This window comes from Mycolicibacter icosiumassiliensis (assembly GCF_900078685.2).
In the GTDB taxonomy this organism is placed as follows: Bacteria; Actinomycetota; Actinomycetes; order Mycobacteriales; family Mycobacteriaceae; genus Mycobacterium; species Mycobacterium icosiumassiliensis.
In genome coordinates this window covers 3,246,995-3,270,074 of sequence record NZ_LT546166.1, presented here as the reverse complement: position 1 = coordinate 3,270,074, position 23,080 = coordinate 3,246,995, and the positions used below count along the sequence as shown (strand labels likewise).

General features: G+C 65.9%; 23 protein-coding genes. 16 read left to right on the top strand and 7 right to left on the bottom strand.

Going from position 1 to position 23,080, the window contains the following annotated elements; all coding sequences use genetic code 11:
* Nucleotide 1 precedes the first annotated feature (1 nt).
* A complete protein-coding gene (locus BN4346_RS39575) occupies nt 2–1,111 on the bottom strand; it encodes an acyl-CoA dehydrogenase family protein (protein WP_067974533.1) in 1,110 nt (369 codons plus the stop codon).
* 14 nt (nt 1,112–1,125) lie between these two features.
* Nucleotides 1,126–2,286 carry an acyl-CoA dehydrogenase family protein gene (locus BN4346_RS39570; protein ID WP_067974530.1) on the bottom strand — a complete coding sequence of 387 codons (1,161 nt, stop codon included), beginning with the start codon at nt 2,284–2,286 and terminating at the stop codon, nt 1,126–1,128.
* Nucleotides 2,287–2,394: 108 nt separating this feature from the next.
* Between BN4346_RS39570 and BN4346_RS39565 the strand changes: the two genes are divergently transcribed.
* From BN4346_RS39565 to holA, 4 genes are all read left to right on the top strand, one after another.
* Nucleotides 2,395–2,919: a DUF4352 domain-containing protein gene (locus tag BN4346_RS39565; protein ID WP_067974526.1), complete on the top strand. Its 525-nt coding sequence runs from the start codon at nt 2,395–2,397 to the stop codon at nt 2,917–2,919.
* Nucleotides 2,920–3,028: 109 nt separating this feature from the next.
* Nucleotides 3,029–3,877 carry a ComEA family DNA-binding protein gene (locus BN4346_RS39560; protein WP_067974523.1) on the top strand — a complete coding sequence of 283 codons (849 nt, stop codon included), beginning with the start codon at nt 3,029–3,031 and terminating at the stop codon, nt 3,875–3,877.
* A 3-nt stretch (nt 3,878–3,880) separates the two neighbouring features.
* Nucleotides 3,881–5,437: a ComEC/Rec2 family competence protein gene (locus BN4346_RS39555; protein WP_067974520.1), complete on the top strand. Its 1,557-nt coding sequence runs from the start codon at nt 3,881–3,883 to the stop codon at nt 5,435–5,437.
* 12 nt (nt 5,438–5,449) lie between these two features.
* Complete coding sequence (holA, locus tag BN4346_RS39550) at nt 5,450–6,412, top strand: DNA polymerase III subunit delta (protein WP_067974517.1); 963 nt, start codon at nt 5,450–5,452, stop codon at nt 6,410–6,412.
* Between the two features lie 69 nt (nt 6,413–6,481).
* Here the strand turns inward: holA and rpsT are convergent, their stop codons facing one another.
* Both rpsT and BN4346_RS39540 read right to left on the bottom strand, forming a co-directional pair.
* The gene (gene rpsT, locus BN4346_RS39545; protein WP_024440738.1) at nt 6,482–6,742 is read right to left on the bottom strand and encodes a 30S ribosomal protein S20; all 261 of its coding nucleotides are present in this window, start codon (nt 6,740–6,742) and stop codon (nt 6,482–6,484) included.
* A gap of 100 nt (nt 6,743–6,842) precedes the next feature.
* Nucleotides 6,843–7,700 carry a ribonuclease Z gene (locus BN4346_RS39540; RefSeq protein ID WP_067974514.1) on the bottom strand — a complete coding sequence of 286 codons (858 nt, stop codon included), beginning with the start codon at nt 7,698–7,700 and terminating at the stop codon, nt 6,843–6,845.
* A gap of 126 nt (nt 7,701–7,826) precedes the next feature.
* On the opposite strand from BN4346_RS39540, the gene BN4346_RS39535 reads away from it, so the two are divergent.
* Nucleotides 7,827–8,255, top strand: a complete 429-nt coding sequence (locus BN4346_RS39535) for a CBS domain-containing protein (protein WP_067974511.1) — start codon at nt 7,827–7,829, stop codon at nt 8,253–8,255.
* An 8-nt stretch (nt 8,256–8,263) separates the two neighbouring features.
* Here BN4346_RS39535 and BN4346_RS39530 read toward each other — a convergent pair whose 3' ends face one another.
* Nucleotides 8,264–8,890 carry a type II toxin-antitoxin system PemK/MazF family toxin gene (locus BN4346_RS39530; protein ID WP_067974509.1) on the bottom strand — a complete coding sequence of 209 codons (627 nt, stop codon included), beginning with the start codon at nt 8,888–8,890 and terminating at the stop codon, nt 8,264–8,266.
* A gap of 583 nt (nt 8,891–9,473) precedes the next feature.
* Here BN4346_RS39530 and BN4346_RS39525 point away from each other — a divergent pair.
* From BN4346_RS39525 to BN4346_RS49535, 4 genes are all read left to right on the top strand, one after another.
* Nucleotides 9,474–10,028 (top strand): hypothetical protein, encoded by a 555-nt coding sequence (locus BN4346_RS39525; RefSeq protein ID WP_067974506.1) that lies wholly within the window; start codon nt 9,474–9,476, stop codon nt 10,026–10,028.
* A gap of 113 nt (nt 10,029–10,141) precedes the next feature.
* Nucleotides 10,142–12,034 (top strand): translation elongation factor 4, encoded by a 1,893-nt coding sequence (gene lepA / locus BN4346_RS39520; protein ID WP_078058735.1) that lies wholly within the window; start codon nt 10,142–10,144, stop codon nt 12,032–12,034.
* Nucleotides 12,034–12,492 carry a sensor domain-containing protein gene (locus BN4346_RS49540; protein WP_208863254.1) on the top strand — a complete coding sequence of 153 codons (459 nt, stop codon included), beginning with the start codon at nt 12,034–12,036 and terminating at the stop codon, nt 12,490–12,492. The genes lepA and BN4346_RS49540 overlap by 1 nt, the downstream gene beginning before the upstream one ends.
* A 1-nt stretch (nt 12,493) precedes the next feature.
* Nucleotides 12,494–12,775: a sensor domain-containing protein gene (locus tag BN4346_RS49535; RefSeq protein ID WP_208863253.1), complete on the top strand. Its 282-nt coding sequence runs from the start codon at nt 12,494–12,496 to the stop codon at nt 12,773–12,775.
* Between the two features lie 49 nt (nt 12,776–12,824).
* On the opposite strand, the gene BN4346_RS39510 is transcribed toward BN4346_RS49535, so the two are convergent.
* A complete protein-coding gene (locus BN4346_RS39510; protein ID WP_067975032.1) occupies nt 12,825–14,876 on the bottom strand; it encodes a glycoside hydrolase family 15 protein in 2,052 nt (683 codons plus the stop codon).
* 87 nt (nt 14,877–14,963) lie between these two features.
* Here BN4346_RS39510 and BN4346_RS39505 point away from each other — a divergent pair, with 87 nt between their 5' ends.
* The 5 genes from BN4346_RS39505 to BN4346_RS39485 all read left to right on the top strand — a co-directional run bounded on the left by BN4346_RS39505 (nt 14,964) and on the right by BN4346_RS39485 (nt 19,242).
* Nucleotides 14,964–15,161, top strand: a complete 198-nt coding sequence (locus tag BN4346_RS39505) for a hypothetical protein (protein ID WP_047320021.1) — start codon at nt 14,964–14,966, stop codon at nt 15,159–15,161.
* A 359-nt stretch (nt 15,162–15,520) separates the two neighbouring features.
* On the top strand, nt 15,521–16,552 hold the full coding sequence (locus tag BN4346_RS39500) for an extracellular solute-binding protein (protein WP_067974499.1): 1,032 nt from the start codon (nt 15,521–15,523) through the stop codon (nt 16,550–16,552).
* Nucleotides 16,549–17,400 (top strand): sulfate ABC transporter permease subunit CysT, encoded by an 852-nt coding sequence (gene cysT, locus BN4346_RS39495; RefSeq protein ID WP_067974498.1) that lies wholly within the window; start codon nt 16,549–16,551, stop codon nt 17,398–17,400. Before BN4346_RS39500 ends, cysT begins: the two co-directional genes overlap by 4 nt.
* A 1-nt stretch (nt 17,401) precedes the next feature.
* Nucleotides 17,402–18,214 (top strand): sulfate ABC transporter permease subunit CysW, encoded by an 813-nt coding sequence (gene cysW / locus BN4346_RS39490; RefSeq protein ID WP_067974495.1) that lies wholly within the window; start codon nt 17,402–17,404, stop codon nt 18,212–18,214.
* A complete protein-coding gene (locus tag BN4346_RS39485) occupies nt 18,211–19,242 on the top strand; it encodes a sulfate/molybdate ABC transporter ATP-binding protein (protein WP_067974493.1) in 1,032 nt (343 codons plus the stop codon). The genes cysW and BN4346_RS39485 overlap by 4 nt, the downstream gene beginning before the upstream one ends.
* 471 nt (nt 19,243–19,713) lie before the next feature.
* Here the strand turns inward: BN4346_RS39485 and BN4346_RS47770 are convergent, their stop codons facing one another.
* Complete coding sequence (locus BN4346_RS47770; RefSeq protein WP_154677617.1) at nt 19,714–19,899, bottom strand: hypothetical protein; 186 nt, start codon at nt 19,897–19,899, stop codon at nt 19,714–19,716.
* A 1,591-nt stretch (nt 19,900–21,490) separates the two neighbouring features.
* Between BN4346_RS47770 and BN4346_RS39480 the strand changes: the two genes are divergently transcribed.
* Both BN4346_RS39480 and BN4346_RS39475 read left to right on the top strand, forming a co-directional pair.
* Nucleotides 21,491–21,928 (top strand): hypothetical protein, encoded by a 438-nt coding sequence (locus BN4346_RS39480; RefSeq protein WP_067974490.1) that lies wholly within the window; start codon nt 21,491–21,493, stop codon nt 21,926–21,928.
* A 130-nt stretch (nt 21,929–22,058) separates the two neighbouring features.
* On the top strand, nt 22,059–22,715 hold the full coding sequence (locus tag BN4346_RS39475; protein WP_154677616.1) for a hypothetical protein: 657 nt from the start codon (nt 22,059–22,061) through the stop codon (nt 22,713–22,715).
* Nucleotides 22,716–23,080: the final 365 nt, after the last annotated feature.

Here is a 23,080-nt window from a genome sequence, read left to right as displayed (position 1 = left end):
ATTACAGCTTGGCCAGGTCGTAGCCGCCCAGGTTGTCGATCAGCACGTGCAGCTGGTCCTGCGACGAACCCAGGGTGTGCTCGATCGCGGTGAGCCGGGCCGCAAGGTGGCCGACCGGATACTCCCAGGTCACCCCAATCCCGCCGTGCAACTGGATGGCCTCCTGAGCAATGTGGCGCCCGGAGCGGCCGACCTGCAGCTTGGCGCGCGCCGCGATCACCGGGTCGTAGTTGTCGTCGGCGAGCGACATCGCCGCATACATGCTCATGCTGCGGGCCAGCTCCAGTGACACGTACATGTCGGCGGCGCGCTGAGTCAGGGTCTGGAAGGTGTTGAGCGTGACCCCGAACTGCTTGCGTGTCTTGAGGTAGTCGGTGGTCAGCCGCAAAGCCTCCTCCATCGCGCCGACCGCCTCGGCGCACAGGGCCGAGGAGATGCGAATCATCGCGCGCTCGATGGCGGCCGAGGCGTCGGTGGCCTCACCCAGCGCGGTGGCCGGGGTGTCGGCGAAGTCGATCTGGGCGCCGCGCTGGCCGTCGAAGGTCCGGTAGGGCTGGCGGGTCACGCCGTCGGCGCCTCCCTCGACCAGGAACAGCCCCGTCGCGCCGTCCGGCAATGCGGCGCTGACTACCAGTGTGTCGGCGCGATCCCCGGTCAACACCGGGTTCTTACGTCCGGTCAGCTGCCACGAACCGCCTTGCGGCACAGCCGTGGTGGTCACCTTGCCGGCGGTTCCCCGCATGCCCGGCTCGGTGTGGGCGAGCGCCAGGACGTGGTCGCCCTCGGCGACGGTGTCGAGCAACGCACGCTGCTCGGCGGTGCCGCGATCAGCGATCAGTGCGCCCGGCCCGAGTGCGCCGTGCACGACGGGCTCCGGCGCCACCCGCCGGCCGATCTCGGTGAGCACCACCATGATCTCCAGCGGGCCGGACTCCTGGGGGTCGAAGCCCAGACCGAGAATCCCGATGTCCGCCAGTTGTTTCCACACCTCGGGGTTGAATCCGGGTTCGGCCTCGATGACCTTGTTGCGGGTTTCGGTGTCATAGCCCGACAACATCGAACGGGTGGTGTCGCGCAGCAGAACCTGCTCGTCGCTGAGTTGGAAGTCCATAGCTGTCCTACCTCCTAAAGGCCGAGAATGGTCGAGGCGATGATGGTGCGCTGTACCTCGTTGCTGCCGCCGTAGATCGAGGTCTTGCGGTAGTTCAGGTACGTCGGTGCAGCGTCCTGAGCCCAGGTGGGCGTTGCGATGCCGTCGCCTGCCTCGAAGGGCAGGACATCGGGGCCGGCCAGTTCCACGAACAGCTCGGTGGCGGCCTGCTGCAGCTGGCTGCCCTGCAGCTTGAGCACCGACGATGCCGGGTTCGGCTTGCCGTCGGCGGAGTCGCTCGACACCCGCATCTGGGTGAGCTCTAGTGCCAGTAGATCGTTTTCGAGTTCGGCGACTCGTGCGGCGAACAATGGATCTTCGAGGGCCCCCAACGCCTTGGCGCGCTGCTTGAGTTCGGCAACACGCACCTTGGTACGGGTTACCCCGGCGATGCCGGTCCGCTCGTTGCCCAGCAGGAATTTCGCGTAGGTCCAGCCGTGGTTCTCCTCACCGACCAGCTGATCAGCGGGCACCCGCACGTCGGAGAAGAACACCTCGTTGACCTCGTAGCCGCCGTCGATCAGTTTGATCGGCCGCATAGTCACACCCGGAGTGTCTACCCGGAACAGCAGGAAGGAGATTCCGGCCTGCTTCTTGGGGGCCTGCGGGTCGGTGCGTACCAGGCAGAAGATCCAGTCCGCGTACTGGCCGAGCGTGGTCCAGGTCTTCTGCCCGTTGACGATGTAGCTGTCGCCGTCGCGCACCGCCGTGGTGCGCAGGCTTGCCAGGTCGGAGCCGGCTTCGGGCTCGGAGAAGCCTTGGCACCACCAGATGTCCAGGTTGGCGGTGGCGGGCAGGAAGCGTTCCTTGATCGCTTGGGAACCGAATTCCGCGATCACCGGGCCGACCATCTTGGCGTTGAAGGTCAGCGGTTCGGGCACCGAGGCCAACTGCATCTCGTCGTGCCAGATCTGGTGCTGGGTCAGCGTCCAGTCCTTGCCGCCCCACTCGACCGGCCAGTTCGGTACCGCCAGGCCGTTGGCGTTGAGGATCCGCTGGGTGGTGACGATGTCGTCGGGAAAGTTCGAATGGCCCAACCGACTGCGTTCGCGAATGTCGGCGGGGATCTCGGTGGTGAAGAAGGTCCGCATTTCGTCGCGGAATGCTGCTTCCTCCGCGCTCAGTGCCAGTCTCACGTCGACCTCCCGGTTGGTTGGGTGAACTCACGGTTGGTATGCACCCTAATCGCCACTTCCGCGGCCGTTCGGGGAGGGCTGAGCGTGCGCTTTTGTAGGCTGGACCCCATGAGACGGTGGGTCGTCGCGCTCGGTGTTCTGGTTTTGTCTCTCGCGTCGTGCTCGGCGGGGCCGGCGGAGGAGGCCAAGCCGGACGCCAAGCAAACATCTGCGCCGCGCCCGGCCGCGCACATCGGTCAGACGCTGGACCTGATGCGGATCGGCGGGCAGCAGATCGCCGTGACGCTGACCGAGGTGATCGCACCGGCGACCGTCCCGAACGGCTGGGGCGCGGCGGGCAAGACCTACCTCGCGACCAAGCTACGCATCAAGAACGCCGGAACCACGACCATCGTCGGCAACAGCAACAGTGACGTCACGGTGGTCGGTTCCGACAACCAGAACTACCAAGCCGATTTCGCCACCGTGACCGAGTGCAAGGACTTCGCCTACGGCTGGTTCCTGATCCCCGCCGGATCGTCCAACACCGGCTGTGTGGTCTTCGCGCTGCCCACCGGGGTCACCGCGGCGAAGGTCCGCTATGCGCCGTCGTCGGGCATCTCGCACGACGTAGGGGAGTGGCTGAACCCGTAACCGCGGGGTGCCGGAGCCGGTTTCGCACAGTCCGGGTTTGATCCACAGTCCGGCCTGGATCGTGCGGTGAGCGAACCGGTCTGACGGTGCCGGCACCTACCGTCGGCGCATGGCATCAGAACTACCCGGCGAGCGGCTGCAGCGTCGACTCGGCCTGCTGCCCGAACCCGATCCTGGCGAACGCACCGCCGACGCCGACGACGAGACTGACCCGAATTCGCTGCTGCCGCGTTGGCTGCCTGACGGCGCGTCCGACGCGGGCTGGCTTGCCAAAGTGCGAGCCGACCCGGGCCGAGCCGGCGCAATCGCCTTAGCGGTGATCGCCGCGGTGGCGGTGCTCATCACGGTGTTCACCGTGCTGCGTGATCAGCCCGCGCCAGTGCGCAGCGCCAAACTGCCGCCGGTGGAGATGGTTTCAACCGCCAGCGCGCGCACCGACGAACCGGCTGCCAGCTCGGCGCCGCCCGTCGAGCAGGTCGTGGTCAGCGTGGTCGGCCTGGTGCACAAACCGGGTCTGGCCACGTTGGCGCCCGGATCCCGCATCGCCGATGCGCTCACCGCGGCCGGCGGTGCCCTCGACGGCGCGGATACCGTCGGGCTGAACCTGGCCCGGCCATTGGTCGACGGCGAACAGATCGTGGTCGGTCTGGCACCGCCGACGGGGCTGCCGGTACTGGGCAGTTCGGTCGGCGCCGTCGCGCCGGTGCCCGAAGCACCCGCCACCCGCACCGCACCCACGGCGGCCGGCCCCGAGCCCCAATCAGGCGAGCCGGTCAATCTCAACACCGCGACAGTCGAGCAGCTCGACGCGCTGCCCGGGGTGGGTCCGGTGACCGCCGCCGCCATCGTGGCCTGGCGCGACAGCCACGGGAAGTTCACCCGCGTCGATCAGCTCGGCGACGTCGACGGAATCGGCCCGGCACGCCTGGAGAAGCTGCGTGCCCTGGTTCGTGTCTGAGGCGTGACGCCGCCAGCGGCCGAACCGGCGGCCAGGCTCGACGTTCGGCTGGTACCGGCGGCGGTGGTCGGCTGGCTGGTCACGGCGGCCGGCATCCAGTGGCAGATCGGCGGCGCGGCGGCCGTCCTGTGTGCGCTGCTGGCGGTGGCCGCCAGCGCGCTGCGCTGGTACGCCGGACGGCTGCGGCGCCCCGGCTGGCGGCTGGTGAGTGCGGCGGTTGCCGCGGCATCGATGGCGGGGGCGGGCTTCGGCTGGGCCGTCGCGCTGCGTACCGACTCCGTCGAGCACCACCCGATCACCGCGCTGTGCGGCACAACTGCGGCGGTGACGGTCACCCCGAGCGAGAGCCCACTGCCGGCCGGCGCCCGTCGGGTGATGTTCCGGGCTACCTTGCAGCGCCTCGACGACACCGTCGCCTCGGGCCGGGTGGTGGTGTTCGCCTCCGGCGCCGAATTCGGCGAGGTGATGGTCGGCCAGTCGATGGCCTTCCGCGCCAAGGTGGGCCGCCCGGCCCGGCGCGACCTTTCGGTGGCGGTGCTCACGGCCACCGGCGCTCCGGCGCGCGGCCAGCCCGGCCCCATCGCGCGGGCGGCACATCGGGTTCGGGCCCGGTTCGCGGCCGCCGCGGCGCGCGTACTGCCCGACGAGCAGGCCCGGATGCTGCCTGCATTGGTGCTCGGCGACACCTCGGCGATCACGACCGCCACCGGCCGCGACTTTCGGGCCGCGGGGCTGACGCATCTGATGGCGGTCTCCGGCGCCAATGTGACGATCGTCTGCGGCGCGATGCTTTTCTCGGCGCGGTTGGTCGGACCGCGGGCCGCCGCGATGCTGGCCGGAATTGCGCTGATCGCCTTCGTGATCGTGGTGCAGCCCACGGCCAGTGTGCTGCGGGCGGCGGTGATGGGGGCCATCGCGCTGTTGGGCGTGCTGTCCGCGCGCAGCCGCCAGGCCGTGCCGAGTCTGGCCACCAGTGTGCTGCTGCTGCTGGCGTTGGCCCCGCACCTGGCCGTCGACGTCGGGTTCGCGCTGTCGGTGGTGGCCACTACGGCGTTGGTGCTCATCGCGCCGGTCTGGACCGCCCGACTGGTGGCCCATGGGTGGCCTCGGCCGCTGGCCGCCGCGGTCTGCGTGGCGTGGGCGGCCAACCTGGTCACCGCGCCGTTGATCGCCGGCATCTCCGGGCGGCTCAGCCTGGTCAGTACCGTGGCCAACCTGGCGGTGGCGGCGCTGGTCGCGCCGATCACGGTGCTGGGCAGCGCAGCGGCGGTGTTGTGCGGGTGGTGGCCGGCGGGCGCTTACCTGTTGATCCGTTTCACCGGGCCGGAGTTGTGGTGGGTGTGCCGCGTCGCGCGCTGGTCGGGCGGCATCCCCTCCGCCACCGTGCCGGTGCCGGAGGGAGCGGCGGGGGTCGTCGGTGTCGGTGCCGCCGCAGTCTTGGTGGTGGTGTGTTGGCGATGGCGGTGGTGCCGTCGGGTGCTGTCCGCGCTGGGGCTATGCCTGCTGGCGTGGTCCGCGGCGCAGGTGTTGACCGCCTGGGCGAGTGTCGGCGCAGCGTGACACGATTGGTGGGTGAGCCAACCGGTTTCGCCACTGCATCTGATCCTCGGGGACGAGGAACTGCTGGTCGAACGAGCCGTTGGCCAGGTACTCGCCGGGGTACGGGCACAGGCCGGCAGCATCGACATCCCGGTGGACCGGTTGCGGGCCGGTGAAGTCGAGGCGGGCGAGCTCGCTGAGTTACTGAGCCCGTCGCTGTTCGCCGACGAACGGGTGGTGGTGCTCGAGGCAGCGGCTGAAGCCGGCAAGGAAGCCGTGGCGCTGATTGCCGCCACCGCTGAGGACGTCCCGCCGGGCACCGTGCTGGTGGTGGTCCATTCCGGCGCTGGGCGGGCCAAGGCACTGGCCGGGCAGTTGCGGGAACTCGGCGCCCAGGTGCATGCCTGCGCCCGCATCACCAAGGCCTCCGAACGTGCTGACTTCGTCCGGGCCGAATTCCGCGGGCTCAAGGTCCGGGTCGACGACGACACCGTGACGGCGATGCTCGATGCGGTGGGCTCTGACATCCGCGAACTCGCCGCGGCCTGTTCACAGCTGGTCGCGGACACCGGTGGGCACGTCGACGCCATCGCGGTGCGCCGCTATCACAGTGGGAAAGCCGAGGTGAAAGGGTTCGACGTCGCCGATCGGGCCGTCGTCGGTGATGTCGCCGGTGCCACCGAGGCGCTGCGCTGGGCGATGATTCGTGGCGAACCGCACGTGGTGCTGGCCGACGCCCTGGCCGAGGCGATTCACACCATCGCCCGGGTCAGGTCCAAGTCGGGCGATCCCTACCGGCTGGCCGGTGAGCTGGGCATGCCGCCCTGGCGGGTGCAGAAGGCGCAGAAGCAGGCCCGGTTCTGGTCGCCGGGGACGATGGCGGCCGCGGTGCGGCTGGTGGCCGCCCTCAACGCCGACGTCAAGGGCGCCGCCGCCGATGCCGACTACGCATTGGAGGCCGCGGTCCGCGGAGTCGCCGAGTTGGCCGACCGCTGATCCAGGCAACACGAAGGCCCCTGTTCGCCAGTGGAATCAGGGGCCTGCGCTTGCGGACAATCCGCTAGGTCAGAGCTGGTTGAGCGCCTTCGCCAGCGCCGACTTCTTGTTGGCAGCCTGGTTCTTGTGGATGACACCCTTGCTGGCGGCCTTGTCCAGCTTGCGGCTGGTCGAGACCAGCAGCACGCCGGCCTTGTCCTTGTCGCCGGCTGCGGCGGCCTCGCGGAAGGCACGGATCGCGGTGCGCACCGCCGACTTCACCGACTGGTTGCGCAGCCGGGCTTGCTCGTTGGTCCGGTTGCGCTTCACCTGCGACTTGATGTTGGCCACGGAGTATTTCCTTCGCAAAAGCTTGAGTTGGGTTCGCCTCCCGACACGGGAGCAACAGCTGTTCAGGGTACCAGCTGGTCCGGCAACTCCCCAACTCGCCTCATCGGCGGGCGGTCACCTCGACCCGATGCAGGTCGTCGCCGAGTTCGATCGGCCCGTCGAACTCCGCGGCGGCCAGCGCCCGCCACTGCTCGTCCTGCCCGGGGGCGATGGCAGGCACATAGTGGGTCAGCACCAGAATGCCCACCCCGGCCCGCCGGGCGGTCGCGGCCGCCTGGGCCACCGAGGAGTGGTAGTCGCAGATGTCGCGGATCCGCTGCTGGGGCAGCAACTCGATGAGGTCGTCGCGGATGACGGTGTGCACCAGCGCGCCGGCTCCGGCCGCCAGCGCGTCGAGGCTGTCGCAGGGCACGGTGTCGCCGGCCATCACCACCGAAGCGGTCCCGTTTTCGTCGGTGTGCTCGATCCGGAATCCGATGGTCGGCGTCACCGGCCGGTGGTCGGTGGGCGCCACGGTGATCTGCACCCGGTCGCGATCCCAGACCTGACCCGTGGTGTATTCCTGCACGTCGACCGGCGGAGGGGCGGTCAGATCGTCGTGGTGGGCAATGCGATAGCCGATGTCGTGACCGAAGGCTCGCAGGGTCGCCTCCACCACCTCCGCGGTGCCCGGTGGTCCGATGATCGGCAGCGGCGGGGCGTCGGGAGTGAAGGTGGTGACCCATCGGGTGATCAGCAGATCGCCCAGGTCGGCGATGTGGTCGCTGTGCAGGTGGGTGAGCAGCAGTGCCGACAGGGTGCTGGCCGAGCAACCTGCCGCTGCCAAACGCTGCAGCACCCCCCGTCCGCAGTCGACCAGCAGTTGCTGGCCGCCGGCCCGGATCAGGGTCGACGGGCCGGCGCGGTTCGGGTCGGGGATCGGGCTTCCGGTGCCCAGCAGGGTGATCTCGATCGTCATGACGTCACATATGCCACAGATGGCGCTCGCGCGTTGTGCGATCGGTGGAGTTTCGTTATCGCCGCCCCCGACCGGGCAAAATGGCCTAGCCTGGTGTGAAGCAGATCACTGCGGCGGGAGGCTTCAATGCGGATCGCGGATGTATTGCGGAACAAGGGTGCGGCGGTGGTGACCATCCATCCGGATGCCACGGTCATGGAGTTGCTGGCAGGCTTGGCCGAGCACAACATCGGCGCCATGGTGGTGATCGGACGCGAGGGCCTGGAGGGGGTGGCCTCCGAGCGTGACGTGGTACGCCAGTTGCACGTCCATGGCGCCAGTCTGCTGGCCCGGCCGGTGTCGTCCATCATGACCCGCTTGGTGGCGACCTGCACCAAGACCGACTCCGCCGACGACGTCAGCATGTTGATGACTGAACACCGCGCGAGGCACATACCAGTTCTCGAAAACGGCCGATTGGCCGGGATCGTCAGTATCGGCGACATTGTCAAGTCCCGGATGGAAGAACTGCAGGCCGAACACGAGCAACTGCGCGACTACATCGCCCAGGGCTAGCGGGCCCGTCAGCTCCACGCGTAGTCGCCGCGGAGTCGGGCGGCCACTACCTCGAACACCGAACGCTCCAAGATGGCGCCTTCGCGCCGGATCGATTCCTCGGGCACGTCGAGCACCCGGTCGAGTCGCACCCAGCTGACCCGGTGAGCATCATCCCAGCTGCCCGCACCGATGCCGACCCAATTCGTGTCGTCGGCATGCCGCTCCCGGCTGGACAGCATCAGACCCAGCAGCATGTTGCGGTCTCGGCCGACGACCAGCACCGGTCGGTCTTCTCCTTGCTTGGGCCCCTGGCCCGCAATGTCCTCATAGGCCACCCAGGTCCAGACGATCTCACCCGGGTCGGCACGACCGTTGAGATCGGGGGCGTAGACGAGTCGGCGCGCCCGGTGCGCGGTGGGAGCACTGCTGTCAGTCACCGGTCGCCCAGCGGCGATTCCCGTCGCCGGCTCCGATGTCGCGCCGCTGAGCATCTCCAGACCGATCTTGATGCCCTGCTCGATACCGCGCTGGATGCGCTGCTGTACCAGCGGTGCCTGCTCGAGTTGGCGGATGAACCGTGGGGCTTCGTTGAACACCAGGTTCTCCGCGAATCGCTGCACCGACTCCCATGGGGTCTTCCGCGGGGAAGCCATGCTCGCAGCATAGGCGAAACCTGTTCCGGGCATCGGTATCTGGGCATCGGCAGCGCGGCCCCGCGACAACAACTTTTTGACGTGGAGGTAAACAAAAATCGCAGGAATCTGTACGAAAACTGATGTGCCACTTGTGTTGTCCCCAGAGGCACATCGGCGTACGGTACGGGAATATCTATTCACAGGGGGCTTCTTTTCAACGGGCTGACGTAGAGCTATCGCCGCGTCAGCCGGACGGAAGATTTCAATCGGTGGGTGGAAGTCGCCGAAACCGCAGTCTGGGGAGGGCTTGGCTTTTCCTCCGGGGGTGCTTGAACGGGGCAAGTCACCGCCCGGAACGACATGTACGACATGGCGTTCGCCGGCAACTGATGCCTTGGCTGAATCCGGTGGGTGATCGCCCAGGCCCTGCTGTGCGCCGAGGGGCTATCAGGAGGTATATGGATTTGCGCAGCTATCACGCAGGGTTTCAAGCGTAACAGGATTAACGAAACTGACAGAGCCCCTGCGGCTTTCAGTAATGGTGCTGGGGGGCTCCTGGGTGGACTACCGCCAAAGAGAGACATTACGAAAGGCATTGAACATGAGCATGCGCAAATTCGTCGTCGTTGGTGGCTTTGCCGCCGGCGCGGCGTTCGTATTGGCGCCGTTGGCATCTGCTGACACGGACCCACTGTCCTCGTTGGTGGACAACGAGATCGCGTCGATGAACTTCCTCTTCGGAACCGACAACTTCCTGGCGGGGGTCCCCTCCACGGACGTCACCATGGGCCCGGACGGCTTCGACATCATCAAGTCGGCAGATGTCTCGACGGTTCAGGACAGTGGCACGACGGCGTTCGATCACCTGGTCTACGGGTTCAACCCGGAGGAGGCCGGACTGGCCACTGACCCCGGTGCCTACAGCGTCTACAACGGCGCGATGGTCCCGTTCGACGACAGCATCAACTCGCTGTTGTACGCGACGATGAACAACGGCGCGGTGCTCGATTGGGACGGCGGCACCGGCGACCTGTTCGGCGGGAGCAGCATGGCGGACATCGCCAATAGCGCCGACAGTGGCTGGGCAGAGGCCGCCAGCTACCTCCAGTACGCCTGGGGTGACTTGCTGGGATACTTCGGCATCTTTGACTCCTAGCCGCAGCTCGAACCGAAACTCCCGGAGGATCGTCTCCGGGGGTTTCGTTTTGAAGCCTCCGTCTCGCTACCCTGACTAGGCAGTAGGCACCACCGCCCCCCGTTCACCAGGAGATTCCCATCAGCAGTTTCGCCGACCAGACCTTCACCGCGCCGGCGCAGATACGGAACTTCTGCATCATCGCCCACATCGACCACGGCAAATCCACCCTGGCCGACCGGATGCTGCAGCTCACCGGCGTCGTCGACGACCGATCGATGCGGGCCCAGTACCTGGACCGGATGGACATCGAGCGGGAACGCGGCATCACCATCAAGGCGCAGAACGTGCGGTTGCCCTGGACGGTCAAGGACAACCCGGAGCGGAACGCGGGTAACGGGCCTGCGGCCGGCGATTACGTGCTGCACCTGATCGACACGCCCGGTCACGTCGACTTCACCTACGAGGTGTCGCGCGCGCTGGAGGCCTGTGAGGGCGCGATTCTGCTGGTCGATGCCGCCCAGGGCATTGAGGCCCAGACCCTGGCCAACCTGTACCTGGCGCTGGACCGTGAGCTGACCATCATCCCGGTGCTCAACAAGATCGACCTACCCGCGGCCGACCCGGAGCGTTACGCCGCGGAATTGGCCCACATCATCGGGTGCGAGCCGCAGGACGTGCTGAAGGTTTCCGGTAAGACCGGCGAAGGCGTGGCCGAACTGCTCGACGAAGTGGTGAAGCAGGTGCCAGCGCCCACCGGCGACCCCGATGCGCCCACCCGGGCGATGATCTTCGACTCCGTCTACGACATCTACCGCGGCGTGGTGACCTACGTTCGGGTCGTCGACGGCAAGATCACCCCTCGCGAGAAGATCGCGATGATGTCCACCGGTGCCACCCACGAGCTGCTCGAAGTTGGCATCGTCTCGCCCGAACCCAAGGCTGCCAAGGGACTCGGCGTCGGCGAGGTGGGTTACTTGATCACCGGCGTGAAGGATGTGCGCCAGTCCAAGGTCGGCGACACCGTCACCACCGCCCGGGGCGGAGCCACCCAGGCACTCACCGGATACCGCGAGCCCAAGCCGATGGTCTACTCCGGGTTGTACCCGGTGGACGGCTCGGATTACCCCAACCTGCGTGAAGCCCTGGACAAGCTGCAGCTCAACGATGCCGCGCTGACCTACGAACCGGAAACCTCGGTGGCGCTGGGTTTCGGCTTCCGCTGTGGCTTCCTGGGCCTGCTGCACATGGAGATCACCCGGGAACGGCTCGAACGCGAATTCGGCTTGGACCTGATCTCCACCTCGCCCAACGTCGTCTACCGGGTGATCGCCGAGGACAACACCGAGATCGTCGTCACCAACCCGTCGGACTGGCCGGAAGGCAAGATCCGCTCGGTCTACGAGCCCGTGGTCAAGACCACCGTGATCGCTCCGAGCGAGTTCGTCGGCACCATCATGGAACTGTGCCAGTCTCGCCGTGGGGAACTCGGCGGTATGGACTACCTCTCACCGGAGCGCGTTGAGCTGCGCTACACCATGCCGTTGGGCGAGATTATCTTCGACTTCTTCGACTCGCTGAAGTCGCGCACTCGCGGGTACGCCAGCCTGGACTACGAGGAGGCCGGCGAGCAGGAAGCCGACTTGGTCAAGGTCGACATCCTGCTGCAGGGCGAGGCGGTGGACGCGTTCAGTGCGATCGTCCACAAAGACTCGGCCTCGGCCTACGGCAACAAGATGACCACCAAGCTCAAGGAGCTGATTCCGCGTCAGCAGTTCGAAGTGCCGGTGCAGGCCGCGATCGGTTCGAGAATCATTGCCCGCGAAAACATCCGGGCCATCCGCAAGGACGTGTTGTCCAAGTGCTACGGCGGTGACATCACCCGTAAGCGCAAGCTGCTGGAAAAGCAGAAAGAGGGCAAGAAGCGGATGAAGACCATCGGCCGGGTCGAGGTGCCGCAAGAGGCGTTTGTCGCGGCACTGTCCACCGACAGCGGGGGTTCTGCCGGGGATAAGGCCAAGAAGTAGTGGCCTTTCGGGCAGGCATAATCGCGGCGGGCGCGGTGCCGGTCGTGCTGCTGGCCGGCGGGTGCACCACGGTGGTATCCGGAACCGTGCGTCCTGCACCGGGATTGGCGCCCACGCCGGTGACCGGGATGGCGGTCCGGCAGGTGTTGCTCGACGACTCAGAGCTGGCGAAGCTGACCGGCCAGCCCTTTCGCAGTGACCCCTCGATACCGCCGCGGTTCGGCGGCCTCGATGAGCTACCCGACGCGTGGGAGTCGGCTGAGCCGGAAGACTGTGTCGGCGCCGCGGTGGGCGGTCAGCGCGGCGTCTACAGCGCCGCGCGGGTGCGCGACGTCGCCCACGAGTTCTGGGACAGCTCCAGCGACGGTGATTCGCCGCTGACCGGGGTGGGCGAGGCGGTGATCGCGCTCGACAGCGCGGCAGACGCCGACGCGCTCTTCGAGAAGTTCGTCCAGTAGGGTGACGCGGGACAGCGGGGCTGACAGCGAGGCCAGCGGCGAGGTCACCGACGTCTCCGACCGGGATGCGGTATTGGTGGCCACTGTGCGCACAAGTGTGGACGGTGAAGCGGGACTGCGGGTTTCGCGGGCGCTCGCGGCGCGGGTGAATTGTGTCGTCGACGTCGACGTGTTCTGGTTCGTCGAGGATGATGACCACTCCGGCGCCCCGCCCGCCGGCGACACCACGGCCGCGGACCTGGCCCGGGCGATGCTGGACAAGATCCGCAACCTCAGCGGCTGATCCCGGGCCGAACGTGAAGCTGGCTTTACGCTCGCGCGAAACACGGGCCCTACATCGGCGCGTTCGCCGGCTGGAACCCTCCGGTGGAGTCGGCCTCTTCCTCGGCCCGAATTACGTGGACGACGGCGTTGATCAGCGCCAAGTGCGTGAAGGCCTGCGGGAAGTTGCCTAGGTGCCGACCGGTGCGGGGCTCAATCTCCTCGGCATAGAGGTGCAGTGGGCTGGCGAACGACAGCAGCCGCTCACACAGATGCTTGGCCCGGCTGACCTCGCCGATCTCTACCAACGCCGAGACCAGCCAGAACGAGCAGATGGTGAAGGTGCCCTCGGCTCCGGACAGTCCGTCGTCGGTCTCCTCGGTGCGATAGCGCAGCACCAGGCCGTCTTCGGTGAGTTCTTCGGCGATCGCCATGACGGTAGCGCGCACCCGCGGGTCGTCGGCCGGCAGGAACCGGGTGAGCACCACCAGCAGCAACGAGGCGTCCAGTGCGGTGCTCCCGTAGGTTTGGGTCAGCACGCCGCGGGCATCGACCCCGTTGGCCAGCACGTCCGCCTTGATCTCCTCGGCGATCGCGCGCCACTGCTTGGCGTAGGAGACCGCGCCTTGCAGCTCGGCCAGCTTCGACCCGCGGTCCAGCGCCACCCAGCACATCACCTTCGATGACGTGAAGTGTTGCGGTTCGCCGCGCACCTCCCAGATACCCCGGTCGGGTTCGCGCCAGTGCTTGATCGCCTCTTCCACCTGGCGTTTCAGCACTGGCCACAGGGCCTCCGTGATCTGCTCGCGGGACTTGGCGTGCAGGTAGACCGAGTCGAGCATGGTGCCCCAGATGTCGTGCTGTTGCTGGTTGTAGGCACCATTGCCGATCCGCACCGGGCGGGCGTTGTCGTAGCCGGACAGGTGGTCCAGCTCCTGCTCGACCAGTTCATGCTCCCCGCCGACGCCATACATCACCTGCAACGGATGTTGCTGCCCGTTGTTGACGCCGGACACGTCGGCGATGAACGAGAAGAAATCGTCGGCCTCGCGGTCCAGCCCCAGCGTGTACAACCCCCACAGGGTGAACGCTGAGTCGCGCACCCAGCTGTACCGGTAATCCCAATTCCGTTCGCCCTGAGGTGTTTCGGGCAGCGACGTCGTGGGTGCGGCTAGCAGGGCTCCGGTCGGTGAATAGGTCAGGCCCTTGAGCGTCAGCGCGCTGCGCTGCAGATAGGACCGCCACGGATGGTCCGGGAAGTTGCCGATGTTGATCCATTGGCGCCAGCACTCGGTGGTATTCCACATCTTGTCGGCGGCCTCAGCATAGCTTTGCGGCGCAGGGTGTTTCGACCAGCTCAAGGCCACGAAGACGTCGTCGCCCTCGGTCAGCCGGGTGCGAGCCCGGGCCTCACGGCCCTCCAGTCCCAGCCGAAGATTCGTCGTCAACCGCAACGTCGGGTGGGCGTCCGGGTTCTGCCGGGCCCGCGCGATCGCCTCGCCGTAGGCGTTGGACGAGTATTCCCAGGTCGCGCTGGTGCGGTGATAGTCGAACGCCGGCTCGCAGCTCATCGTCAGCTCGGCGGTACCGCTGACGCAGCGCACGGTGCGCAGCAGGATGTGTTCGGCGTCCCAATCGGTGGGGGTGCGCCGGTGGGTCTGGGACCGTGCCTCGATGTCGTGCCATTTGCCCATCACCAGCGCGTCGCGCACGATCAGCCAGCCGGTGTGGGTCTGCCAGGTGGTCTCCATGATCGGGCTGCCGGGCAGGTAGCGCCGGGCCGCAGGTACCGATACCCCGTAGGGTCCGAGCCGAAAGTGCCCGGCGCTGCGGTCCAGGAGGGCGCCGAAGACGCTGGGGGAGTCCGGGCGGGGCAGGCACATCCACTCCACCGAACCGGCCGCCGAGATCAGGCAGGTGTTCTCGCAGTCCGACAGAAATGCGTAGTCGGCGATCGGGGGAAACGGGTTGCGGACCTGGCTCTGTGTCGCCGCGTACGGCACCGGAGCGGTCGCCGACAGGGGCGGTGGCGGCGCAGCCGCGGTGTTGGTGCCTCCGGCAGGCGTGGTGACTTCCGGGGCGGTCTTGGCGGGTGCATCGCCCGGCGGGGTGTGCAGGTCCATTCCGTCATCATCTCTGGCGGCATGGCGCACGTCTACCCGGATCGGGCGATGTTGGCTTCGGCTGCCGGCCCGCCTAGGGTAGACGGGGTGGTGGGCTTCCTGAGCTGGTGGGACGGTGTTGAGCTGTGGCTGTCCGGCCTCGGCTTCGTGGTACAGACCGCGGTGGTGATGCCGGTGGTGTTGTTGCTGGCCTACGGCCTGGCCTCGGTGCTGGACGCGGCGCTGGGAGAGGGAATTCGCGTGCAGGAGCGGGTCCGGCACGGTCGTGACGGTGGGGCCCGCTGATGCCTCGTTCGCAGGTGACGTTGGTGCTGGTCGGCCTGATTTTGCTGGTAATCGTCAGTTGGCTGCTGACGCGCTGACCGGCTAGCCCCGCCGAACCGGGCCGGGAGCTGCCCCTCTGTTATGCTTCCCCGCATGTTCGCAGCGACCGGTGACCGGCGGCGCCAGTTTTTGGCGTTCCCGAAGCTCGCCGTGATCACCTCCGCTGTGGCCGACCTGCACTGTTGTCGTTGATTCCGCACCCGTCGGCGTACCGGTCTCGTCTTTATTGAGGCACGTTCTGGAGAATTGAACGCCTTTCACGATCCGACGGACAAGCATTCTTGCCGACGTCTAAACGGATTCGCCCGGAAAGGTCATCAATGCCCAACACCATCGCGCGCAGCGTCGCGCTGGCGCTGGCCGCCGCCATGGCAGTCACCACGCTCGCCGGGTGCGGCGGCGGACCCAGCGATGTCATTGGCGGCGGCGAGCGCTCCGACGCGCACACCACCCTGACGTTGGTGGCCTATGCGGTTCCCGAACCTGGTTGGAGCAGGGTGATCCCGGCCTTTTACAACACCGAGGAGGGCTCCGACGTTCAGATTGTCACCTCCTATGGCGCATCGGGCGATCAGTCCCGCGGGGTCGCCAGCGGCAAACCCGCCGACATCGTGAATTTTTCCGTGGAGCCCGACGTCACCCGCTTGGTGAAGGCCGGCAAGGTCGCCGAGGACTGGAACGCCGATGTCACCCGGGGAATCCCGTTCGGTTCGGTGGTGACCTTGGTGGTCCGGCAGGGCAATCCCAAGCACATCAACGGCTGGGACGACCTGCTGCGGCCCGGCGTCGAGGTGATCAGCCCCAGCCCGCTGAGCTCTGGATCGGCCAAATGGAATCTGCTGGCTCCCTATGCGGTCAAGAGCGAGGGCGGCAAGAACCCGCAGGCCGGCCTGGACTTTATCGAGCAGCTGGTCGGTGACCATTTCAAGCTGCGCCCGGGTTCGGGTCGCGAGGCCACCGATGTGTTCCTGCAGGGCAGCGGCGACGTGCTGATCAGCTACGAGAACGAGGCGATAGCGGTCGAGCGCAAGGGCAAGCCGGTGGAACACGTCAACCCGTCCCAGACCTTCAAGATCGAAAACCCATTGGCCGTAGTGACTTCCAGTCGGCACCTTGACACCGTCACCGCTTTCAAGAATTTCCAGTACACGGCGGCGGCGCAACGCCTCTGGGCCGAAGCCGGCTTCCGTCCGGCCGACCCGAGCATCGCCGACGAATTCCGCCACGCGTTCCCAGATCCCGACAAGTTGTGGACGGTCGCGGACCTCGGCGGGTGGGACGTTGTCGACAACTCCCTCTTCGACAAGTCGAGCGGCGCCATTACCAAGATCTACACCCGGGTCACCGGATGAGCGCGGCACTGGTCGCCGAGGAGACTCGGCCCGGCGGCGGTGGTGGCCACACCGGTCTGCGACGGGAAAGGGTGTCCCTGCGGGTCGGTGTTGCCGCGGTGTGGCTGTCGCTGATCGTGTTGGCGCCGCTGGCCGCGATCGCCTGGCAGGCGGGCGGCGGCGGATGGCGTGCGTTCCAATTGGCGGTCACCTCGCACGCCGCCCTGCAGTCGTTTCGGGTGACGCTGACGATCGCGGCCGGCGTCACCGTGCTCAACCTGGTGTTCGGCCTGTTGATCGCGTGGGTGCTGGTGCGTGACGACTTCTTTGGTAAGCGCTTCATCGATGTGATCATCGACCTGCCGTTCGCGCTGCCCACCATCGTCGCCAGTCTGGTGATGCTGGCGCTCTACGGCCCGGCCAGCCCGGTGCACGTGCACCTGCAGCACACCGCCTGGGGCGTTGGCCTGGCGCTGGCGTTCGTCACGCTGCCCTTCGTGGTGCGGTCCGTGCAACCGGTGTTGCTGGAGATCGATCGTGAGGTCGAGGAGGCGGCTGCGTCCCTGGGGGCGTCCGGGCTGACCATCTTCCGCGCCGTGGTGTTGCCGGCCCTGACGCCGGCGCTGCTGACGGGGGCGGGGCTGGCGTTCTCCCGGGCGATCGGCGAGTTCGGTTCGGTGGTGTTGATCGGTGGCGCGGTGCCCGGTAAGACCGAAGTTTCCTCGCAGTGGATCCGCACGCTGATCGAGAACGACGACCGCACCGGTGCGGCGGCGATCTCGTTGGTGCTGCTCGCGATCTCGTTCCTGGTGCTGCTCGCGTTGCGGGTGCTGGGGTCGCGAGTGGGCAAGCGGCAGGAGAGGTCCTGATATGACGTCGTCACGGAAGTTCCGCTATCTGTTCCGCTCGCTGGCGGTGGCCTACATCGGCCTGCTGCTGATCGTCCCGGTGTCATTGATCTTGTGGCGCAGCTTCGCTCCCGGGTTCGGACAGTTCTTCGACTACATCTCCACGCCGGCAGCGATCTCGGCGCTGCAACTGTCGCTGCTGGTGGTGGCGATCGTGGTGCCGTTGAACGTCATCTTCGGTATCCCGACGGCATTGGTACTGGCGCGCAACAAGTTCCGCGGCAAGGGCGTGCTCCAAGCGGTCATCGACCTGCCATTCGCAGTCTCGCCGGTGATCGTCGGTGTGGCGCTGGTCGTGCTGTGGGGGTCAGCGGGGTTGCTGGGCTTTGTCGAGAACGACTGGGGCTTCAAGATCATCTTCGGCCTGCCCGGCATCGTGCTGGCCAGCATCTTCGTCACGCTGCCGTTCGTGATCCGGGAAGTCGAACCGGTGCTGCACGAGCTCGGCACCGATATGGAAGAAGCGTCGGCCACGCTGGGTTCGAGCTGGTGGCAGACGTTCTGGCGGATCACGCTGCCGTCGATCCGTTGGGGGCTGACGTACGGGATCGTGCTGACGGTGGCACGCACCCTGGGCGAGTACGGCGCGGTGTTGATCGTCTCGTCGAACCTGCCCGGAAAGTCTCAGACGCTGACATTGCTGGTGTCCGACCGTTACAACCGCGGCGCCGAATATGGCGCCTACGCCTTGTCCACGCTGCTGATGACAGTGTCGGTGTTGGTCTTGATCGTTCAGGTGGTGCTCGACGTGCGGGCCGGAAAGGGAGACAAATGAGCAACGCAATTACGGTGCGCGGGGCGAACAAGCGCTACGGCGACTTCGTTGCCTTGGACAACGTCGACTTCGCGGTCCCGTCCGGTTCGCTCACGGCGCTGCTCGGCCCGAGCGGCTCGGGCAAGTCGACTCTGCTGCGGGCTATCGCCGGCCTGGACCACCCGGACAGCGGAACAGTCACCATCAATGGGGTCGACGTCACCGGTGTGCCGCCGCAACGGCGCGGCATCGGATTCGTCTTCCAGCACTACGCGGCGTTCAAGCACATGACGGTGCGCGACAACGTGGCGTTCGGGCTCAAGATCCGCAAGCGGCCCAAGCCCGAGATCAAGGAAAAAGTAGACAACTTGCTGGAAGTGGTGGGGCTCAGCGGTTTTCAGACCCGTTACCCCAACCAGCTGTCCGGCGGTCAGCGTCAGCGGATGGCCCTGGCACGGGCCCTTGCGGTGGACCCGCAGGTGCTGCTGCTCGATGAGCCGTTCGGTGCGCTGGACGCCAAGGTCCGCGAAGACCTGCGGGCCTGGCTGCGTCGCCTGCACGACGAGGTGCATGTCACCACGGTGCTGGTCACTCACGACCAGGCCGAGGCGCTGGACGTCGCGGACCGGATCGCCGTGCTGAATCGGGGCCGCATCGAGCAACTCGGTACCCCGACCGAGGTCTACGACGCGCCGGCGAACGCGTTCGTCATGTCGTTTCTGGGCGCGGTGTCCTCGCTCAACGGAGCTTTGGTCCGTCCGCACGACATCCGGGTCGGCCGCACTCCCGACATGGCGGTGTCCGCGGCAACGGTAGACGGTGCCGACGGGGTCGGGGTGCTGCGTGCCACCGTCGACCGGGTGGTGGCGCTGGGCTTCGAGGTGCGGGTCGAGCTCACTAACGCCGCCACGGGAGTGCCATTCACCGCCCAGATCACCCGCGGGGACGCCGAAGCGCTCGCGCTGGCCGAGGGCGACACCGTCTACGTGCGGGCCACCCGGGTGCCGCCGTTGAGCGACGTGGCGGCAGACGCACCGGTGCCGGCGTAACGGCGGCAGCCTTCCCTGCGCCGGATCGTGTGGGGCCTCAAATTCAGTGTCGTGCAAGGATGCGCTGACAAGCGGTAATGCGGCTTGTCTCACGTCGAGGGTCAGCTCGGCGTGTACGCGACGATAGCCGTAGATGCCGCAGGGCCGCCGTGGATCTCGAGGATCAGTCGGTCAACCATTGGCCGCGCAGATGGGTGGCAGTAGTCGGTTTTCGCTTGTGCTTGTAGTAGTTCTGGCGGGCGATGCCAAGGACTGTGCAACAGCGGTCAACCGGAGTACCAGCGTCGACAAGTCGGTCGATCACCGGGTAGAGCCTGTTGGGCGGGGCTTGGCCTCACCGAGCAACGTTGCCGCCTGGCGCACAATGGCCAGCTCGGGTTCAAGCTCGCGGCGGGTGGGGGAGTACGACGCGAAGGAGCCCGGCCCCGAGAGGAACTCGAGGCCGGGCCCTCCTAAGACGGACGCCGACGCTTACTGCCCGGTCAGCCGTGCCTGGAGTTCATCAGCGCTGCGGCGCCCGAGGCTCGCCTGCTCCACCTCGGCCAGGGTGTAGCCGTTGGCCGACAGGAAGCCCAGGTACTTGCGGGAGATCTCCGAGGGACCACGCCAGGCGTCCTTGGGCGTGCGGCCCTCCAATCGCACCCAGGACCAGGCCAAGCAGGACCACCTGGGCGGCGGTCATTCCCGGATTCGGTCAGTCCGTCGGCGAGATATTCCGGGGTCTCGTCGTCTGGGCAGTCCAACAGCTTGGCGGCCAGCGTCTTGCCCTAGTGATCATCGTGGAGCCACCGGGTTCGCTTCGTTCGTCCGAACCAGGAAGAGCGCCGTGCCTTTCGGCGCGGTCTTGCGGTCCAGCAGCTCCCGCACCCAGGGCCTACGCAGGGTGAATCAACGTCGACACCTCGCCAGTCATCCCAGGCCGTCTATGAACAAGGCAAGATCCTGCGCAATGGTGGCTGTGGCTGTGGCTGTCCGGTTCGCGGTTCCATGAGTCTGGTTTTCAAGTGCTCGAGGATCGCCCCGGTTCCGACGGGGCGACAATAACAAATATATATTCGATAAAAGTCACGGCACGCGCGCAGCAACTACAAACGGTATTTTTAGCGCACTCTCAGTACGTGCTTCGATCGCAACGACATTAACGACAAGTCAGGTCGATGAACTGTCGCGCGACCCTTAGTTAGAAGAACAATTCACATGCTTGTGGACCCCGGTTTCGGCCACCGAATGGACGCAAGCCAACAAGGGCATCCCTACGCGCAGATGCGTCCTCCGGATGTCGGCTTACAGATCGCCACCATAGCAGCGTTGCGCATCGGACCGCTCGAAAACGCCCTAAAATTCCAGAAAACACCGACGGCGGCACGGTCAAGTCCAGGAAATATTTTCCTCGGTTTAGCCGGAAGGCAAAAATGACGAAGGCAAGGAGTGGTGGCGCGGTCGATGACGGGACCGCCGGCCGCCGCTAGCACTCTGGCCCGACGATTGCTAAAAACGCATTGCGGTCGGCAAATAATACAAGAAACTGTTGACAAGCCTCGCGGTAGCCTACTAGAAACGTCTTCATGACTTCGCCAAATTACCCTCAACTTGCAGCGTCGTTTGCGAACCTCCGCACTCAGCTCCTCAACCTATCCAATAGATTCAAGGACACAGGACCCGGCGACTCGAATATTGTCGCAATCACCACGCCTGGACCTTATACAGTGCCCATTCCGGTCGGCGTAACTCATGTCGACCGGGTGGTTATTTCCGGCGGAGGGGAGGTGGCGGCAGAGGTTCGGGCGCCGCCGGAGGAGGGGGAAGCGGAGGAACAAACGCCTCCATAGCCGGCGCCTCCAATTTGTCAGCGCCAGGCGTCGGAGGAGGCGGCGGGGGCACCACCAATCCGGCCACCCTTGGGAGCGCACCGGGAACTTACGACTTCAACGGCCAAAGTTATGTCGGCGGAAATCCAGGCCAGCAGGCGGTCGATGGGCCAGGTAACGTCGGCGGCGTCCCTGGCGCCGGCGGCGGTGGCGGTGCTATTGGTGGCGTTGGAGGTGGGGGCGGCTTGGCTGGCACTTGGAATGCTGACACGGTGACCCTTACTTCCTCGATGGAGCAGATCACCGGTACGGTCGGCGCGGGCGGTGTTGGCGGCACAGGTGTTCCCGCATCAGGAGTGGTACCTAACGGCGGCGCGGGCGGCTCCGGCGGAGCATTCTTTTACTTTTACTAAACCTCATCAATAGGATTGGCGATAAATATGTCTGGTGAGACTGAACTTGCGGCCGCCGTGGATGAATGGTCAGATGCCGTAAAAATGCTAGGTGATGAGTTACTTTATGTGGTCAGCATAGCGCCATGGGTCGAAATTATCGCTAACTTGGTGAGCTTGTCTATCAATATAGCTGGTTCGGTTGGCTGTTTTATAGCCCAAGGCTACCTTGCGGCGGCGGAGGAGGGTTTCGCTTATAGGGAAGGAGCGACCGTCGCCAGCGACGCTTGCTGTGGTGGCGCTGCCGCACTTGAGCTAGATTTTGATCCAGTCACTGAACTTCTCGTCCCGATGGTGAACGGACTTACTTGGCTAACGAACGCCATTACCGGCTTTGTAATTATGTTCGGGCCGAACTTCGTAGACGAGCTCCCAAACAGCATCGATATTGCCTCGAATTTCTTCGAGAATTTGTGCGATATCTGACCCGGTAGCAGCTCACCTCGATCTTTTGCGGTGGTGACGGAACGACAACTTCATCAAGAAAGCTCGCCGTCAAGATTTTACAATGTGAGCCACTAATTAGATATCGCAAGACAAGATAGGATCACAGGCTATGACCACTCCGAATTACCCACAACTCGCCGCAGACTTCTTGGACCTTGCCGCACAGACTCAAGCTCTCGTCGAGAATTTCGCGGGCGTGGGTACGGGAGGTAGTGCCCAGGTCGTCGTTATCAGCAATCCCGGGCCGTACACAGTGCCCGTCCCGGCTGGCGCGACCTCCGTAGACATGGTCGTCATCGGTGCCGGTGGCGGTGGCGGTGGCTACAGCACTTCCGGTGCCGGCACCGCCGGAGGCTCAACGACTGCGAAACCCACGGGTGGTACTACGTTGACGGCGGCAGGTGGTGCCGGTGGCAGCAATGGGCAACTCACCTACTCGAGCGCCGGTGCGATACCCGGAAACAAAGATTTCAACGGACAAACGTACATGGGCGGCAACCCTGGCACAGCCGGCCTCAATAGTCGGGGCGGCGACGGTGGAGCACCTGGTGGTGGTGGCGGCTCCGGTGGCGCATTTGGCAGTTTTGGCGGGTCCGGCGGCAGCGCCGGCATCTGGGCCACCAGCACCGTCGCTATTACTTCTTCAATTACCGAGATCACCGGTAGCATCGGCGCAGGAGGTACCGGCGGTTCCGGCAAATCAGGCTACGAGAAAATGGGCGGTGGTAACGGTGCCGGCGGCGCCGTATTCTTTCGCTTCAGCTGAGCAGCGAATGGGCAGCCCGCGACGCGGGCGTCTGATCACGGACGCGGATGAACACGAGTATCGACTCCACACTGATCGTTGCTGGCGTCGTTGCCGCGAACCAAGCGATATCTGTCAGCTCGATATTCGTACCGGCGTACCGGCGTACCGGCGTACCGGCGACCGCGGACGGCACTCGCGTCTTGGGCGCTATATACCGCTGCCGATCCTTCCTCGACCCGCTGCAATGACGGGGACCTAGCCCAGATTTTTCGCGAAATGCGCCTTGTGAAGGTGTGTAGATGAGCGAAAGTGCCTGTCCTGCAAGGAATAATTGGACTTGTCGACGGTTCAATCGTTCCAAGTGGAAGGCACCTCGCAGGTGA

Excerpts from the sequence above, each read along its gene's own strand:
- BN4346_RS39510 (WP_067975032.1), bottom strand. The coding sequence starts at position 14,876 with ATGGACCTGCACACCCCGCCGGGCGATGCACCCGCCAAGACCGCCCCG.
- BN4346_RS39560 (WP_067974523.1), top strand. The coding sequence starts at position 3,029 with ATGGCATCAGAACTACCCGGCGAGCGGCTGCAGCGTCGACTCGGCCTG.
- BN4346_RS39530 (WP_067974509.1), bottom strand. The coding sequence starts at position 8,890 with ATGGCTTCCCCGCGGAAGACCCCATGGGAGTCGGTGCAGCGATTCGCG.
- BN4346_RS39565 (WP_067974526.1), top strand. The coding sequence starts at position 2,395 with ATGAGACGGTGGGTCGTCGCGCTCGGTGTTCTGGTTTTGTCTCTCGCG.
- BN4346_RS39535 (WP_067974511.1), top strand. The coding sequence starts at position 7,827 with ATGCGGATCGCGGATGTATTGCGGAACAAGGGTGCGGCGGTGGTGACC.
- BN4346_RS39480 (WP_067974490.1), top strand. The coding sequence starts at position 21,491 with ATGTCTGGTGAGACTGAACTTGCGGCCGCCGTGGATGAATGGTCAGAT.
- BN4346_RS39540 (WP_067974514.1), bottom strand. The coding sequence starts at position 7,700 with ATGACGATCGAGATCACCCTGCTGGGCACCGGAAGCCCGATCCCCGAC.
- BN4346_RS39485 (WP_067974493.1), top strand. The coding sequence starts at position 18,211 with ATGAGCAACGCAATTACGGTGCGCGGGGCGAACAAGCGCTACGGCGAC.
- BN4346_RS39475 (WP_154677616.1), top strand. The coding sequence starts at position 22,059 with ATGACCACTCCGAATTACCCACAACTCGCCGCAGACTTCTTGGACCTT.
- BN4346_RS39500 (WP_067974499.1), top strand. The coding sequence starts at position 15,521 with ATGCCCAACACCATCGCGCGCAGCGTCGCGCTGGCGCTGGCCGCCGCC.
- BN4346_RS39525 (WP_067974506.1), top strand. The coding sequence starts at position 9,474 with ATGAGCATGCGCAAATTCGTCGTCGTTGGTGGCTTTGCCGCCGGCGCG.
- BN4346_RS39575 (WP_067974533.1), bottom strand. The coding sequence starts at position 1,111 with ATGGACTTCCAACTCAGCGACGAGCAGGTTCTGCTGCGCGACACCACC.
- cysT (WP_067974498.1), top strand. The coding sequence starts at position 16,549 with ATGAGCGCGGCACTGGTCGCCGAGGAGACTCGGCCCGGCGGCGGTGGT.
- cysW (WP_067974495.1), top strand. The coding sequence starts at position 17,402 with ATGACGTCGTCACGGAAGTTCCGCTATCTGTTCCGCTCGCTGGCGGTG.